This window comes from Pseudomonas sp. L-22-4S-12 (assembly GCF_009799935.1).
Taxonomy (GTDB): Bacteria; Pseudomonadota; Gammaproteobacteria; order Pseudomonadales; family Pseudomonadaceae; genus Aquipseudomonas.
The window spans coordinates 63,216-77,330 of record NZ_WELL01000011.1 but is presented as its reverse complement, the minus strand read 5'-3'; the positions used below and the strand labels follow the sequence as shown (position 1 = coordinate 77,330).

Below are 14,115 nucleotides of genomic sequence, written 5' to 3'. Positions count from 1 at the left end.
AAGCGGCATATACAGCCCCCTCTTCTGCAGCGCCCCCCTCCGACAAGACGAACTTGCCTGGACGGTTGGCGCTGCCCACGACCCACCCTGCTCAAGAGAAAGCGAAATGCATGCAATCAAGCATTGGCTGCCGCTCAGCACCTTCGCGCTGCTGGCCGGCTGCTTTGATAACAACATCGATACCGTCCGCGAAACGCGCTTCGACATGGAGCCGTCCTTCACCATTGGGCAGGCCCTGGATAATCGCCCCTTGTGCCAGTCACACACCTGGGACGAGGTCCAGGACAGCAAGAGTCGCACGGTGGTCGAGTACCGCTGCGAGATCAAGGGCGCCCGCGAATACTTCGAAAAGCAGTTTGTGAGCCTGAGCGAAAAGCTCAATTCGCGGTTCTACACCAAGGAATCTAGCGTTGAGGCGGAGCTCAAATCCGCCCAGGACGCCGTGACCTCCAGCGAGGAAGACATCGCCGACTACCAGCAGACCGAGACGGAAGACGAGGGCACGCAAGCGTCCGCTCGGATCGTCGAATTACGCTCTGCAATTGCCGCCCTCCAATCAGGAGATCCAGCCGACCTGGCCAATGTCCAACTGCCTGCTGGCTACAGGATCGTCGAGTACTACTCGGACAACGTTAACGACGCCGAGGCTGGACTCAAGGAAGCGGTCGCCGAAACGCTTACCGGCATGCAGGAAGAGCTGCAGCGCGAAACCGAAAGCGAGCAGCAGTATGCCCAGGAGATGGCCGAGCAAGCGTCACAGGGTCTGCAATACGCCAATGACAGCCTGAAGCAAGCCAGGGAGCGGCTGAACGAGTTGCAGAGCAAGCGTGACGAGGCCCTCGCGCAGGTGGCGGCAGAACGCGAAGCCGCCATGGCAAAATTGAAAGGCTACACCGACGTGGAGACTGCCCATGAGATCTACCAGTGGACCGTTTCCAAGGACAAGGACGTGTACCTGAGCTATATCGGCGTCGAGATCGATTACGCCAATGGCGAGCAGGAAGACCGTAGCGATCCACACGGCGCGTCCAGGCATCTGCGTGCCGTCTTGAATGACGCCTTCGACACCTATGAGAAGTACGTGAGAGCAGGCCTCCCGGGCGGCGGTATCAAGCGCGATCCAGAGCTACTGTGGCTCATCTACTAGCGAACACCCATGCGGCGTCTGACATGCTCGGCGCCGCATGGGGGGCTCGCCTTATTTTTTGATCATTGCCGATCGGATCTCGGTTGCGTCCAACGAGTAAAGACGCTCGCTATGGGTCGGTTTTGGGTATGCGCTACCGGCAGCGACACCTCAAGGTGAGACTAACGCTTGCTGGCTGATTGGTACGCCGCACCACGTTCGCGCTTGCCTACGGCCACCACCACGACAACAACTCGCTCGTCCTCGACCCGGTAGACCAGGCGATAACCCGACGCGCGCAGTTTGATCTTGTAGTGCCCTGGCATATCCCGCAGGGCATCGGCCTATACCCTGGGTGCCTCCAGCCGCTCCCGGAGCTTTTTCTTGATTTGCTCACGCACCGTATGGCCAAGCTTCCCCCACTCCTTGAGCGCAGAGGGGAGAAACTCAAGCTCATAGGTCATCCAGACTCACTGGGATGGCCTTCTCAGCGGAACGGGCTTTGGCAATTTCGACCAGCTCCAGATCATCCAGACGCTCCATCATCTGCTCGTAAAGCTCCGCTGGCACCATGTAACCCATGACGCGATTGTGGTTGAGTACAGCAACCGGCATACCGCCTGCGCCGGCCATAACCCCGGATGGATTTTTCTTCAACTCGGAAACGCTAACCGCTACGTCGGCCAAAATACTCTGCATATGGAAGCCCTCAATTAAGGTCTTTATTTTGGTCTTTATATGCAATCGGAGCAAGCTCAAAGCTTGCAGGCTGAGCGCATCGGCCAGCATCAATGTGCCGGCGTACTCCTCAGCCTGCTTCGACAATTTGAAAATCAGCCGACCAAGCCCTTGCGCAGACACTTTGCCCCCACTGGCTTCAACCGCAGCTGTTGATCGTCCTTAACCAGGTACTGCATCGCTTTATGAACGTGGGACCGGCTCTTCAGATCTCCCCGCCGGATGAGGCCGATACCGAGCCTCTCGCCGTACTTTTTCTTGTCATGATTACAGCTGTTGAAGCAGCCCTGCCCTCGCGTAATGCGCTCCCACAACTCGCCAATTTGGACGGCCTTGTAGATGTCACTGCGCACCTCAGCACCGTTGAAGAAAAAGGCAGCATGGATGTGGTAGCCCCTGTCCTCTCCCTGCTCGACGCGGCAGATATAGCCGATCTCATGAGCGAAGATCGGATTGCGCTCACGCTCAGAGATCAATCGGTTCATATCGTCAAACACGTGCTCAACACGCAGCCTGACTTGAGCCGCCTGACTGTAGTAGAGATCAACCCTGACCACGACGGCACGCGCATAACGATCAAGCACAGCATCATCGTAATCGACGACTCTGCACTCCTGCTGCCTGGCCTGATAACCACGGTCATCCTTCCTACGTCGATACCACGGTTCACGAGTCAGCTGCCGAATCCGAGCGACCAGGACGTTCATACTGCGGGGATGGTCCAGGTACGCAGTATCCTGTTCGTTCAGACAGACAGAACCACTCGGGCTCCGTTCAAGACCGATGTCCTGACAGGCTCGCCTGAATGCTTCCAAGTGTTCGCTATAGCTATAGGCATCACGATCATCGAACAGATCGATCATCTGCTGGATGCAGGCGAAGTACCGGGTCAGCCTTGTTGGCTCTACCTGTTCATACCCTGATTGTGATTGGATGATCTTGTAGGCAGGTCTATTTGAGGTCTCGATAGCCTTCACGAGTCGTTCGATCTGGATGGCGATATCGGATTGGGATAGCCGGGTGTAGGTGTTGCGAGTAGTCATGGTGATGTACCTGGTGGTTGTTCTCATACCAGATACGGGATATGTATTTTTAAACTGGAGGCTTGTTATCCAGAGACAGTACAGCTGGCCATGAGACACTCACAACCACCAGACTATTGATACAGGTAAATTAATAGTCATTATCTATATAATTAAAACCGGATCAGCCTCGGATTAAAAGTCCCAGCCACACAGGGCAACAGAGACAACTCTTCAAGGCAGATCGAGTGAAAATGTATTCACGCTTCTGAGGGAGTTAGCTGAGAAAAATTCCCCGTGAGGTGAACAATCGTGGCATCTGAAGACGGGATCTCAGGCAGCCCCTTGCGGGGAATCGTGACAGCCTGTGGCTGGTGGCTACGTTACTTGATCGGTTACTTAGTCGCTTAGTTGATCGCTCTGCCCTGCTCCAGCAAACATCTGATGCACACCCTCTGCACGGGATTTTTCTTGTATCCCGGCAGCAGAAGGTCAAGGGCCTGCAAGCTGTTATGTCGCCAAAAGCCAATTTCAAGAACACGTTGTTCGCACGTGTCGCTGCCAGCGACATGAGAACGAAACATAGCCTCTGGCAGACAGACATCTCTGCCCTGCAGAAAGAGCACATCTCAAACTGACAGGCTCCTATCTCCGAAGGCCGCGTTGAGCGGGTAACCGCTACTCCGGGATCGCCTCTAACAACTCAACTGTTGATGAATTTTCATGCCGGCGAGACAATCCTGTATGAAAATACAGTAGCCGACTACCAACACGTGCCCCTGCCCCCTGAACTCTATTACCTCAGTAACTTCCGTACGGCGCTCGCCTGGGTGGGTCAGCGTTATGACGACCTGCTAACGGCCGAAGAGCAAGCGTTTCTCACCGCGTTCGCGGCCTGCGACTGGCCGGCGCAAGCCCTGCTGGTACGGATGATCATGCGCCAGGGCATCCACTTTCGCCGCAGCAAGCTGATCTACAACGAAATCGGTGATATCGATGTGGGCGCCGCACAGCTCATGGCCCAAGGCTGGCTCTGCGAGCAGGCGCTTCTGGAAGCAGGTGAAATCGCCACGCTGCTGCGCAAGGATGAGATGCTCACCCAGCTGCCGCTGGCCGATCGCCGCAGCACGCAGAAGAAGACTGCGCTCAACGAACAGTTGCTGGCGCTTGAGCTGCCCGCACGGACCTTCGCCGCCTGGTGCCCGTCGCTGGATGACCGTATCTATAGCCTGCTGATAGCCGAGCTGTGTGATCGCCTGCGCCTGATGTTCTTCGGCAATCTGGCGCAGGACTGGTCGGAGTTCGTCCTCGCCGACCTCGGCATCTACCGCTACGAACAAGTCGAGATTGGCCCTAAGTCGCGCGGCTTCCGCTGCCGCCAGGATATCGACGACTACCTGCAGCTGCGCACGCTGCGCGAGCGTTTCGAGGCTGGCGAGCCGCTCCAGGAGATTCTGCCGGACCTCATCTCGTTCGCCACCGACAATCCCCATCTGCTCTCCCGCCGCACCCGGTTGCTGTTCCAAATCGCCCAGCATCTGGAGAAGCAGGGAGCACTGGAGCCTGCCTTGGCACTCTATCAAGCCAGCGAACACGGCGAGGCGCGCTGGCGTCAGATTCGCGTGCTGGAACAGCTTGAGCGCCCAACCGAGGCACTGGATCAGGCAAAGCTTTTCAGCACACAGCCGCACAGCGATGAAGAAGCCCAGCGCCTGGAGCGCACCCTGCAACGGCTGCAACGCAAGCTCGGCGTGCCCGTAACGAAGAAACGTCCGAGCCCGGTCGAATGCCGGTTCGAGCTGACCCTGCCGAAACCCGAACAGGGTAGTGTGGAGATTGCTGTTCGCGATCATCTGCAGGCCGACGCGGCACCCGTGCACTATGTGGAGAACACCCTGCTCTGCAGCCTGTTCGGCCTGCTGTGCTGGGACGCCATCTTCGCACCCCTGCCCGGCGCCTTTTTTCATCCCTTCCACAGCGGCCCGACCGATCTGTACAGCAGCGACTTCCATCCACGGCGACAGCCGCTGTTTGACCGCTGTCTGGCGCACCTTGACCGCGATGGGCATGGTGAACTGATACGCCAGCGTTACCAGGAGAAGTTCGGCATTCAGTCGCCGTTCGTGTTCTGGAACATCCTCGATGAGCGCTTGCTCGAGCAGGCGCTGCAATGCATTCCCGCCCGACATCTGCGTGCCTGTTTCGAGCGCATGCTGCGTGACCTCAAGGCCAACCGCGCCGGCATGCCCGACCTGATCCAGTTCTATCCGGCCGAACAGCGCTACCGGATGATCGAGGTCAAAGGCCCGGGCGACCGCCTGCAGGACAACCAGAAACGCTGGCTGGCCTTTGCCGCCGAGCAGGGCATTCCGGTCGAGGTCTGTTACGTGAGCTGGGAAGCCGCATGACCTACGCGGTGGCAGTGCGCGCCCTTTGCGAGTTCACCGCCAAGGAGGGCGATCTCGACCTGCGTTTCACCCCCTCACCCACAGCCCAGGAAGGCATCGCTGGCCACCAGACCGTGGTAGGTCGCCGCGGTTCGGACTACCTCGCCGAGCTGCCACTCAGCGGCAGCTACCCCGGACTGTTGGTCAATGGTCGCGCCGACGGCTATGACCCGGCGCGCAATCGCCTCGAAGAAATCAAAACCCATCGTGGTGACATCAGCCGCATTCCGGCCAACCACCGGGCCCTGCATTGGGCGCAGGTGAAGGTCTATGGCTGGCTGCTGTGCCAGCAGTGGGATCTGCCGGAGGTGGAGCTGGCCGTCGTTTACTTCAACGTGCTCAGCCACACCGAAAATGCCTTCAGCGAAGTGATGAGTGCCGCCGATCTGCAGCAGTTTTTCGAGCGGCAGTGTCAGCGCTTTCTGGTCTGGGCGGAACAGGAAGAAGCCCACCGTAAAATACGCGATGCCTACCTGGATACGCTGCGCTTTCCCTACCCCGATTTCCGCCGTGGGCAACGCCAGTTGGCCGAAGCGGTGTACCGCAGCGCACGCGATGGCCATACCCTCATGGCTCAGGCCACGACCGGCATCGGCAAGACGCTGGGCACCCTCTTCCCTCAGCTCAAGGCCATGCCGGGCCAGCAGCTGGATCGGCTGTTCTTTCTCACCGCCAAGACGCCCGGTCGGCGCCTGGCGCTGGACGCCCTGCACAGCCTGCGCGAAGAAAACGATGCCACCCCGCTGCGCGTGCTGGAGCACGTGGCCCGCGACAAAGCCTGTGAGCATACCGACAAGAGCTGCCATGGCGAGTCCTGTCCGCTGGCCAAGGGTTTCTATAACCGGTTGCCTGAAGCCCGCGAGGCAGCGCTGCTGCAGAGCTGGCTGACCCAGGAGCAGGTGCGCGCCATTGCCCTCGCCCATCAGGTCTGCCCGTATTACCTGAGCCAGGAGCTGTGCCGCTGGGTCGATGTGGTGGTCTGCGATTACAACTACTACTTCGACATGGGCGCCCTGCTCTACGGCCTCGCCCAGGTCAACGAATGGCGCGTAGCCGTGCTGGTCGACGAAGCACACAACCTGGTCGAGCGCGCGCGAGGCATGTACACCGCAGAACTCAATCAAGAAGTGTTTCATGAGCTGTGCCGCATCGCGCCCTCAGGTTTGCGCAGCGTGCTGCAGCGCGTCAGTCGGCATTGGGAGCAGCTCAACCAGGTGCAGCAGGTGGACTATCAGATCCACCCTGTCGTGCCAGACCTACTGGTGGCAGCGCTGCAGCGCGCCGTCAGCGCCATCACCGATCATCTGACCGACTATCCGAGCGGCCAGGATCGTCTGCTACTGCAGTTTTATCTGAATGCCATGCTGTTCTGCCGGTTGAGCGAGGCCTATGGGCCCCACTCGCTGTTCGATGTCACCCGCCAGGACACCCAGGCCATTGGTGATCACACCACGCTGTGTCTGCGCAACATCGTGCCGGCGCCCTTTCTCGCCAGCCGCTTCAGCGATGCCCACACCACCACCCTGTTCTCCGCGACGCTGCGACCAGCCAGGTACTACCAGGATCTACTGGGGCTGCCCGAGGAAACTCAGTGGATCGATGTGGAGTCACCCTTCTCGGCGGATCAGTTGGCCGTGCGCGTGGTGCGCAATCTGTCGACCCGCTACCAGCACCGCGAGTCCAGCCTTGCCCCGATCTGTCGGCTGATGGCCGAGCAATACCGCAGCGCCCCTGGCAACTACCTGGCCTTCTTCAGCAGCTATGCCTATTTGCAGCAGGTACGCGAGCTGTTCATGACGCTGTACCCGGAGATCCCGAGTAGCGTGCAGACGCGCAGCATGAATGAAGGTGAGCGCCAGGCCTTTCTCGACAGCTTCACGGTCCACTCCGAGGGCATCGGTTTTGCCGTGCTCGGTGGAGCCTTTGGCGAGGGGATCGACCTGCCCGGCAAACGCCTGATCGGCGCTTTCATCGCCACCCTCGGCCTGCCGCAGATCAATGCGATCAACGAAGAAGTCAAAGCGCGCATGCAACAGATGTTCGGCGAGGAAAATGGCTACGACTATGCCTATCTCTATCCCGGCATGCAGAAGGTGGTGCAGGCGGCAGGCCGTGTGATCCGCACTACTGCCGATCACGGTGTGGTCTATCTGCTGGATGACCGCTTCGGCCAGAGCAAGGTCAAAGACCTGCTGCCAGGTTGGTGGAAGGTGGATCCCTATCGGCTATGACTACTCGGCTGATGCAAGGAGCTTGGACAACAACAATGCCGCCGCCAACAACTACGTCGCCGACAGTCGCAGCTGGCTACGCTACTTGATCGATTACTTAGTCGCTTACTTGATCGGTTTTCCTGTGATCCACTAAGCAGGAACTCAATGAGCCGTAAATCAATACCAGCGCTGAATATTGCTCCGACGCCAACTTTCAACTATCCACGCACCCCAATCACCTCTTCCCAGCGCGTCGTGTAGCGCTGGCTGAGCATTTCTCTGCGCATGGCCCAGGCCGGCGCCGCCGGCACGCTGCCGATGCGCACGGCGCCTCGCCCTTCCTTCTGGTTAATCTGATCGATCACCGCCATCAGCCGCTCAGCACCGCGGCGTGGCGCCGGCGCAAACAGGTCCGGCGTCAGCTCGCCGCTCTGGCTCAGATCCATCAGCAAGATGGAGCATTTCGAGTATGGGTAGCCGGGTCGATAGATCTGCGTCAGCCCCTGCTGGGCGAGCGCCAGGATCTCGCGGGTGTCGTCTGTCGGCGCTGGCAGTGCCAGGGTAACGGCATTGGCGTAGCGCGGCCCCTTTAGGTTCGCCAGCTGGGTTTGTAGGCCAACCTGGATGGTGCTGCACAACGAGGTCTGGCTGCGCAACTTCTCCGCCGCCCGGCTCACGTAAGCGGCCAGCGCCTCGCGGATCGGCGGCAGCTCCGTCTGGCGCACGCCGAACATCTTGCTTGAACAGATGGCCTCCTTCGGCGCCGGACCCTCGTTGAAGCCGATGCAACTGATGCCACCCAGCTCGCGTGCGGTGCGCTCCATGGTTACGCCGAAGGTCTTGCGCAGGGTGCCGATATCGAACTGGGCAAGATCCCAGGCGGTGATGATATTCAACGCCGCCAACTTAGCCGCCGAGCGGTGGCCAACGCCCCACACCTCGCTCACCGGCGCTATGCGCAGCAGCTTCTCCTGCCGGGCCGGGGAAGTCAGGTCAAGCACGCCGCCGGTGCCCTTCCACTTCTTCGCGGCCCAGTTGGCCAGCTTCGCCAGGGTTTTGGTAGTGCTGATACCCACCCCCACCGGCATGCCAATCTCACGCGCCAGGCGCTGCCGAATGTGCCGGCCGTGCGCCTCGATATCGGCGATGCCGGTCATGTCGCCCCAGGCCTCGTCGATGGAATACACCTCAATGCCGGCCAGTTCCTCGGCTATAACCCGCATCACGCGGTTGCTGATGTCGGCATACAGGGTGTAGTTGCTGGAGCGCGCCACCACACCCTGACGGCGCATTTGCTCGCGTACCTGGTAGTAGGCGGCGCCCATGCCAATGCCCAGCACCTTGGCCTCCGCGGATCGGGCGATCACGCAGCCGTCGTTGTTCGAAAGCACCACCATCGGCCGGCGCTTCAGCTCCGGCTGGCAGATACGCTCGCAGCTGCAGTAGAAGGAGTTGCAGTCGATCAGCGCGAACACGCGCCCGGTACCGCTCATGGCGCAACGTGGCTGACCACCCAGCTCACCGCGCCCCACACCTCGATCGGCTCTTCGCCATCTACCTGTACATCCGGCACCACCGGATCAGCAGCCTTCAGCCACAGACCGCCGAACAGATCCCGCGCCACCAGACGCACGCGGTAGCCCTCGCCGCCCAGGTCCACCACCACCAGCCTGCCCTCCAGGTGGCCGGCGGCACGGTTAACGATCAAGCGGTCACCCGAAAAAATGCCGAACCCGATCAGAGTGTCATCCAGCACCTGCACACCCCAGATATGCGGCGCGCCCAGGCCGGTGAGGCGGTCGAGGGAAAGCCCCTCTTCCTTCTCGTCCTCGGCGGGCGACTGGAAGCCGGTGATACGAAGGTCTGCTGCGTCGGAGAGGAGGCGCTCACGCAGACGAGCACCACGGGCAAGGATGGAAAGGGACATCTGGACACTTCCGCAAAATACTGTTTATGCATACAGTATTCGAGAAGAGCCCGATTCGGTCAATCCGCCAGTATCGCCCCGCCGACAGTTGGCCTGCCGTCCACCAGCTCGGCACGCAGGATCTTCACCTGGTTGGGGGCCTCGATGGCCAGGCGCACCTGGCCATGATCCACCTCCAACATCTGCACGGTAATGCCGTCGCGCAGCAGCAAACGCAGCAGCTTGTCAGTATCTACGGCAGGGTCGATGGTCAGCCGGATCTGTTCGCCGGCACGCCGGGTAAGGCATAGATTGCCCATGATGGAACTCCTTTTCCTTTGGGTAGGGAATGCGCGTTCTGCTCCGGCAGTCTAGAACATGACAAACGGCGCAAAAGCGCGAGGAGGCAAGAATGTGTGGTGGTGTGCAAGCCCGCGTGGCCGATCAGGTGTGGAAGATCTACTTTCCCAACCCCAAGGCCGCCCTGCTAGTGCTGCAGGCAGACGGCAGCACCGAGTGGGTGCCCTGGGGCCGACGCCGCGAACAACCTGGCCACCTACCCGCCACCGGCTGGGCACGGCAAGATTCGATCACAGCCGGCAAGTGGGCACGCTACCACCCGCGCACGGTAAGCATCGTGGCAGAACGGTTCATGGAAAAAGACGCCGAGCGAGTGTCGCATTGGTTCGACCTGGGGCCAGGTCAGACTATAGAGGGGCTATTGCTGGAGACGGGCATAGAGCGGCGGGTGTATGTAGTGACTACCACCTCGCCCGAGGGCTATGCCTGGGCACATGACCGGTGGCCGCGACTGCATACAAATCTACGCGATACAGCCCAGTAGCGGGGTCATCAGTTTCCCTGAAGTGAGTAGCCCCCGCCTCCCCCTGACCTACCACTACCTCAGCAACTCCCGCACTATGCTCGCCGGATGGGCGAGCGATATGCCTATTTGCTGACTGCAAAAACCGTGAAGCAACGTGTCGCAAAAAGCACATTTCGAGTACACGTTACGCTCATATGTCGTCACTAACGACACGTGTGGCAGGTGCGTCATTGCACTAACTTGCCCCCATTTGCACAACCACTAGCCAGTCATTTGCGCTCCAGCTGACCAAGCGTTTGCATTCGATTTGACCAGCGCACACCGTAGTGACGACCGGCAGAGAACGGCCATAACCGGCCATAGACACATTGCCAACGACTTCGTAACCTCAAGGTAGGTCTTGCCGCTTTTGCCCCTCTGCCATGTCGCGCTTCTAGCAATCGACTCAACCGGCTCAAGGGGTTACGCGTGGACAAGGAACGTTATGCAACACAAGTGACGGCAAACATTCCCCCTGGGCGTCTCGAACATGACCTCACCGATCTGGCAGTACCACAGCCACACGCAATCCGCCCCTCTACTCACGTCCATATTTCGCAACAGAATTTGCCCTTGTTGCGCAAACGGTCAGGTCCTTGCCGTTTCTGATCGTCATGATGAATCAGACGGCCGACGCTATTCCGAATACATTAAAGTGATGTGCTGTGCACTGTGCGGCTGGTGGTTTGTTTCTAAAGATACGTGGGATAGCTCTTGCGGCTCAGTTCCTGATCGCGCGCTTCGTAGCCTTACCGCAACTGGAGCTGCACTGAGAACGTTTTCACCAGGGCCCGATGATGGACAGCTAGTCATCTTGGAAGGCGAGATTCAAGCCCATTTGCTTGGCAACGGTCCCTCAGCAGCATGGGCTGCTCTCGAAGATGTAACCAAGGGAGTTTTCCGGGAATTTGGCTACCAAGCACGTGTGACTGCTAGATCTAAGGACGGAGGCATTGACGTCATCGTAGACCATGCCGAGTTCGGTGACGTCTATGCACAGGTCAAGCACACAAAGAACAAAGTAGGTGTGCGAGTGCTTCGAGAGCTTATTGGAACCATGGCGATCAACGGCACCACGAACTCACTACTTGTTACGTCATCAAGATTTACGCGCGGAGTCTCGAAGGAACAAGCGCTGGCGGCGCAGAAGGGATTCTTGGTGGAGCTTGTAGATGGAAGCCGCCTACTTGCATCCCTCAATCTCACCTATCGACGCAACCCACCCACGATTTCCGAGGTTATGGATGTCGCAAGACCGAATGTTCAACTCATCTGGGACGAAGTTGACCTATGAACGTCAGACGCCCAGCCCTCATTCCATCGGATCTACGCAAAAAGCCGCGCAGGCTGGTGAATTAAAAAGTTAGACCTCTCAACATTTCGTGCAGCTAAGATTTAACACATGACAATAAAAGTCACGCCACATCTTGTCCAGCTCGCATATGAAGCAGCGCTTAAATCGTTCTGGCGAAAAGAGTCTCTTCGCAAGTTTCTGCGTCAAGCTCATGTCGCCGAAGCTCACTTGGCAACATGGTCCCCTGATGAAAGCAAGCGCAATTTCTTAGATCGAACCTTCGCTGCACTGCAACGAAGTGACAAGGGCAAGGCTGTAATCGGCAAAATGGCATTTTTTCTCGCAGAGCAAACCACTTTCCCTGACCTTCGCAATTGGGAAGACTCAGCCGAAAAAATCCAAGATGCGTCCAAAGCAGTCACGGAACTGAAAACGCTTATCGCTCGCCAATCAGAAGAAATACGATCCGAGCGTGAACGCGAGGCTGCGAAGGCAAAAGCTCGAGAGGAACGCGAAGCAGTTCAACGTGAAAGAGCAAGCCTTGCAGAATTGATGCAACGGCTCAACGAACTTGCGCCGCAGATGGGCACGGCTCCAGGTGGCTACGCTTTTCAAGACTGGTTCTACGATCTCCTGAATTTCACAGAAATTGAACATCGCAGGCCATACAGTACAGGCGGCAGGCAAATTGATGGCTCGCTCACGGTTGACGGAACAACTTACCTCATAGAACTGAAGTTCACGGCCAACCAGGTCGGCAGCCCCGACATTGATATTTTTCGGAGCAAGGTCGAAAGCAAGGCAGACAACACCATGGGTTTGTTTGTTTCCATGGCTGGCTATTCATCGGTGGCCGTAAAGGAAGCATCTGGGAAGAAAACCACTTTGCTGCTACTCGATGCATCGCACATCTACCTTGTTCTCACCGGCGGCATGCCGTGCATCGATGTCGTTCGACGAGTTCGCCGGCACGCTTCGCAAACTGGGGAGTCACTCCTTCCTGTGGCATCTTTTGGAGGCTGAAGTGGCATTGCATTTCAGAAAGCTGTGTTGCCACTCTGTGCCCCGGTCTAAATGACGGTTCAACGCGGACGGCTAACCTTGGCGTTGGTGTCCACTTCGGGTCGCTTTTTGCCGCTAACGGCCGGCAGAGAACGACCGATTTTGTTGAAAAACTCCCACGACGATCTCCTTCGCCGAATGTACGTGGCTGACGCTGAAATCTGACTCGGAAAAAGGGGACGGATTTATTTAAAAGCCAAACCGTCCCCTTCTGGCCGCGTGCAGCCAGAGTCGGCCGGTTGAATCCACAGTCGATTGCAGCCGATTGACTCATGACAACCAGTCCAACCCTCAACCCACAAAACTCCGGAAGCTTGCTCGGAAGTCCGTCGGTTTTAGGTGCACGTGCTGGGTGAGATCGCCGTTGAGCGTGAACAAGCGTGGCCCTTCCCTAAACTGGAACACCCGGTAGAGATAGAACTGCTCTCCGACTTCCTTGGAGAACTCCAGCTCGTTGTGGCTTACCAGGAATGACGAAGCGACGCTGCCATTGGTGGTTTTGACTTCGATGAAGCGAGCTCGCACCGCGTCTTCGAACGATAGAATGTCGAAGCCAGCTCCATCTCCTTGCGAGTCCGCCACCCAATCCAGACGCTGGAATAGCTCAGGATTGCCCATGTCTGTCAGACGCTGCTGTTCAAATTCGATCACCCACTGTTCCCCCGCCCGACCCAGCTTGCGGTTGGCTTCGTCGCGAGCGGCAAAGTCGAACTTACGGGGCAGCCGTTGTCGGACGGGCACGGGGCCACGCACAAGCTCATCACGCGTCGGGGCCTCGACTAGGGCAGCAAGGTAGGTTTTCTCGCTGGGCAGTCTTACCTCCTCCAGGGCATCGACGATGTTGCCTACAAACTGCTGGTGCTCAAGTACATACGCTTGTACGGCCTTGCGGAGCAGCAATTGGCTGTTGCCCCTTGGCTTGTAACCTTTGATGTAAGGAAGGCCCAGTGCGTCGAGCACGGCGCTGATGTTCTGGTGTTTGAGCTCGACCGAGGATTTGCTACGGCCGCTCAGCAGTCGCCGTAGCTCCTGGTTATGCTCGGACTTGTTAAAAGGTCGTCCGGCGGCTTCAGCGTGTAGCATTTCAAAGTAATCGCTGACAGTGGCCTCCACCTCCGTTTCTGACCAGTCTTCGCCGATACGAATGATTGTAAAACCGAGGGTGGTTAGTGCCGGCACAACAGTGGCCTCGCCGCCCGAGAAGCTGTCTGCACTCAGCGGGCCCTGGTCGGGAAGCTGCTTGCCGAAGGCGACTCCGGCAATGGCCTTGGAGTCGCAGTCAGTCCCTGTTTTAGGGTCACGCACGAGAAAATCGCGCGACTTGCCAAAGCCATAGCGCGCCAAGAATTTCGTTCTCCCAAGCTGCACAAATTCATCGATGGCGGCCTGCACAGCTGCGGGGCTTCGAAGTTGGGAGAGCAGAGACATCGGTTCCTTCCTTT

At 58.4% G+C, this 14,115-nt stretch carries 11 protein-coding genes and 1 pseudogene; 5 read left to right on the top strand and 7 right to left on the bottom strand.

The annotated features are described in order from the left end of the window. Positions 1–106: 106 nt before the first annotated feature. Positions 107–1,147 carry a hypothetical protein gene (locus F3I16_RS19690; RefSeq protein ID WP_160495219.1) on the top strand — a complete coding sequence of 347 codons (1,041 nt, stop codon included), beginning with the start codon at positions 107–109 and terminating at the stop codon, positions 1,145–1,147. 161 nt (positions 1,148–1,308) lie between these two features. On the opposite strand, the pseudogene F3I16_RS19685 reads toward F3I16_RS19690, so the two are convergent. From F3I16_RS19685 to F3I16_RS19675, 3 genes and pseudogenes are all read right to left on the bottom strand, one after another. Next, a pseudogene (locus tag F3I16_RS19685) lies at positions 1,309–1,590 on the bottom strand (type II toxin-antitoxin system RelE/ParE family toxin). Continuing rightward, positions 1,580–1,825 carry a type II toxin-antitoxin system prevent-host-death family antitoxin gene (locus tag F3I16_RS19680; RefSeq protein ID WP_160495260.1) on the bottom strand — a complete coding sequence of 82 codons (246 nt, stop codon included), beginning with the start codon at positions 1,823–1,825 and terminating at the stop codon, positions 1,580–1,582. The pseudogene F3I16_RS19685 and the gene F3I16_RS19680 overlap by 11 nt, the downstream one beginning before the upstream one ends. A 134-nt stretch (positions 1,826–1,959) precedes the next feature. After that, entirely contained in the window at positions 1,960–2,907 is a 948-nt protein-coding gene (locus F3I16_RS19675) for an inovirus-type Gp2 protein (RefSeq protein WP_160495218.1), read from the bottom strand. Positions 2,908–3,599: 692 nt separating this feature from the next. On the opposite strand from F3I16_RS19675, the gene F3I16_RS19670 reads away from it, so the two are divergent. Then, entirely contained in the window at positions 3,600–5,294 is a 1,695-nt protein-coding gene (locus F3I16_RS19670; RefSeq protein ID WP_160495217.1) for a VRR-NUC domain-containing protein, read from the top strand. Further along, positions 5,291–7,564, top strand: coding sequence for an ATP-dependent DNA helicase (locus tag F3I16_RS19665; RefSeq protein WP_160495216.1), 2,274 nt, complete (start codon positions 5,291–5,293; stop codon positions 7,562–7,564). Before F3I16_RS19670 ends, F3I16_RS19665 begins: the two co-directional genes overlap by 4 nt. Before the next feature lie 200 nt (positions 7,565–7,764). On the opposite strand, the gene umuC is transcribed toward F3I16_RS19665, so the two are convergent. Genes umuC through F3I16_RS19650 form a run of 3 tightly spaced genes read right to left on the bottom strand, consistent with a single transcriptional unit; the run spans position 7,765 to position 9,772 of the window. Then, positions 7,765–9,039 carry a translesion error-prone DNA polymerase V subunit UmuC gene (gene umuC / locus F3I16_RS19660; protein ID WP_160495215.1) on the bottom strand — a complete coding sequence of 425 codons (1,275 nt, stop codon included), beginning with the start codon at positions 9,037–9,039 and terminating at the stop codon, positions 7,765–7,767. Further along, the gene (locus F3I16_RS19655; RefSeq protein WP_160495214.1) at positions 9,036–9,473 is read right to left on the bottom strand and encodes a LexA family transcriptional regulator; all 438 of its coding nucleotides are present in this window, start codon (positions 9,471–9,473) and stop codon (positions 9,036–9,038) included. The genes umuC and F3I16_RS19655 overlap by 4 nt, the downstream gene beginning before the upstream one ends. Positions 9,474–9,532: 59 nt before the next feature. Then, positions 9,533–9,772 carry a carbon storage regulator gene (locus F3I16_RS19650; RefSeq protein WP_160495213.1) on the bottom strand — a complete coding sequence of 80 codons (240 nt, stop codon included), beginning with the start codon at positions 9,770–9,772 and terminating at the stop codon, positions 9,533–9,535. 1,035 nt (positions 9,773–10,807) lie between these two features. Here F3I16_RS19650 and F3I16_RS19645 point away from each other — a divergent pair. Together F3I16_RS19645 and F3I16_RS19640 are read left to right on the top strand one after the other, a co-directional pair. Next, on the top strand, positions 10,808–11,611 hold the full coding sequence (locus F3I16_RS19645) for a restriction endonuclease (RefSeq protein WP_160495212.1): 804 nt from the start codon (positions 10,808–10,810) through the stop codon (positions 11,609–11,611). A 108-nt stretch (positions 11,612–11,719) separates the two neighbouring features. Further along, positions 11,720–12,634 carry a restriction endonuclease gene (locus tag F3I16_RS19640; RefSeq protein ID WP_160495211.1) on the top strand — a complete coding sequence of 305 codons (915 nt, stop codon included), beginning with the start codon at positions 11,720–11,722 and terminating at the stop codon, positions 12,632–12,634. A 330-nt stretch (positions 12,635–12,964) separates the two neighbouring features. On the opposite strand, the gene F3I16_RS19635 is transcribed toward F3I16_RS19640, so the two are convergent. Continuing rightward, positions 12,965–14,101 carry a DUF3883 domain-containing protein gene (locus F3I16_RS19635; protein ID WP_160495259.1) on the bottom strand — a complete coding sequence of 379 codons (1,137 nt, stop codon included), beginning with the start codon at positions 14,099–14,101 and terminating at the stop codon, positions 12,965–12,967. Positions 14,102–14,115: the final 14 nt, after the last annotated feature.